The sequence below is a fragment of the Sulfurovum sp. bin170 genome, assembly GCF_010892395.1.
In the GTDB taxonomy this organism is placed as follows: Bacteria; Campylobacterota; Campylobacteria; order Campylobacterales; family Sulfurovaceae; genus UBA1140.
In genome coordinates, this window is sequence record NZ_JAACKB010000026.1 from 1 (window position 1) to 2212 (window position 2212).

Here is a 2212-nt window from a genome sequence, read left to right on the forward strand (position 1 = left end):
ACAACTTTATTAAATATTAAATTTTCTTCAATTCATCCCCGTCTTAGAGAACGGGGTTTTCTTGAAGTTTTTTGATAAAAACCGTTGGTAAGAGGATTGCAAAAGAGGTTGACAAAGAGTATGAATGGGAGTACGCACTTATAGAAGACAAAGCCATCAATGCCTTCTGTCTCTCTGGTGGAAAAGTGGTCTTTTTTACAGGTATCTTTGATGTGATAGAGAATGACAATCAACTCTCAGCCGTAATGGCTCATGAGATTGCACATGTGCTACTGCGACATGGAGGGATGAAAAGAAAAGTAGATGCCATTCTCACTATTCCACAAGCAGTAGGTAAAGGGCTATTTGGTGATTTGGTTCCCAAAGAGTTACATGGTGTGCTAGATACAGTCTATGAGGCAGGTAAAAATCTAACGGTGATGATGCCTTATGGTAGAGAGCAGGAGAGTGAAGCCGATAGAGAGGGGATTCGGCTGATGAAAAAAGCTGGATATGACCCAAAAGGGGCGATTAAATTGTGGGAAAATATCAAGGCAAAATCGGAAAATGAGTTGCAAGTACCTGATTTTCTCTCAACACACCCAAATCATGATGAGAGGATAGAGACGATTAAGGATGAGATAGCAAAGAATTAGAACTGAAATGGAGTTTTTGTAATTTGTTCTGTAGGGGTGCCCCTTGTGGGTACCCTAAATTGAGAATAGATTGTGATTGTCATCATTTTAACATTTGATATAGCAGTTTTTAATCCAAATTTGAACATTTTGATTTTCCATGTTTAGGGTACCCACAAGGGGCACCCCTACAAAATTGCATCTGAAAACAACAGGTCACAGTTCTAATAATAACAAGGGAGTATAGCATGAACATAGTCTTAAAAAGCACTCTAAGAGAGCTAAACCAAGTCAAACTAGAAGAGCCAAAAACGCTCACCATAGGTAGGTCACCATCCAACGATATAGTAGTAGAGAGTGGACGAGTATCAGCCGAACATCTAAAACTGTTTTGGAGGGGAGGAGTCCCCTATGCCGTTGATATTGGTTCAAGCAATGGTACTTTTATAGGAGGAGATAAGCTAGAGATAAACCAACCCTATCAACTCAAAAAACGAGAGGTGGTCATTATGGGAAGTGAAGATGTGATGTTTGAGGTCGCTTCTATCTCTGGTGAACGAGGGACACAGATGTTTAGAACAGACGACAACAAGGTCTATATTATCGGTCGAAATCCATCTAGTGATATATATATCGATACCCCTGTTATCTCTTCATCGCACCTCAAAATTGAGAAGAGAGACAATCAGTGGTATTTCTATGATGATGGTAGCACCAATGGAACTTATCTAAACAGTCAACAAAATCCAGTCAAATCAGATGAGCTACGCAGAGGAGAGGTGATATATCTAGGAAACTATAAACTTCAAACCAATAAGATTTTACAGTTTTTGGAGGAGCAGAGTAGTCCAGAGAGTGAAAATTTAAAACTCTCAAAAGATATTATCACTATGGGTAGAGACCCAAAATCTGATATACGAATAGACCACCCTAGTGCCTCTTTTCATCATGCTAAGCTAACCAAAACAGCCAAAGGGTACACAATAAAAGACCTTGGAAGTACCAATGGTACTTATGTAAATGGGGTTGAGGTTAGAAGAGATACTATTGTTAAACAAGGTGATGAGATTAGTTTGGGGATTCATAGTTTTGTACTTTCTATGGATGCGTCTCGTAAACCAGTTATTAAGAAAAAGAGAACTATTGATGGAGATGGTTTCTATATCGAGGCAAAAAATATTACCGTTATTAGAAAAGATAAAGAGACAGGGGGACCAATAACACTTTTGGATGATATTAGTTTTACGGTCAATCCAGGTGAATTTGTGGGGCTTATGGGGCTTTCTGGTGCAGGAAAAACAACGCTATTGAAGGTGCTTAATGGTTATGACAAGCCAACAAAAGGGGCATCTTATATCAATAATTGGGAGTTATCTTCTGATACCTATGATGTTCTAAAAACCACCATTGGTTATGTTCCACAAGATGATATTCTTCACCCTGAACTCTCTGTGCAAGAGGCGTTACGATACTATGCAAAACTAAGACTACCATCGGATACAACCACTCATGAGATTGACGATAAAATTGATAAAATTTTAAAGAAGCTTGGTTTGGATGGAACACAAGGTACGCTGATAGGCTCTCCTGAAAAAAAA

Annotated in this window: 2 protein-coding genes; both read left to right on the forward strand. The window is 38.8% G+C overall.

Going from position 1 to position 2212, the window contains the following annotated elements; translation table 11 throughout:
• The first annotated feature begins 71 nt into the window (after positions 1–71).
• On the forward strand, positions 72–635 hold the full coding sequence (locus GSY74_RS00680; RefSeq protein WP_164663178.1) for a M48 family metallopeptidase: 564 nt from the start codon (positions 72–74) through the stop codon (positions 633–635).
• Positions 636–862: 227 nt separating this feature from the next.
• Positions 863–2212 (forward strand): FHA domain-containing protein (locus GSY74_RS00685; protein WP_164663179.1); only part of this gene is annotated, 1350 nt, incomplete at its 3' end.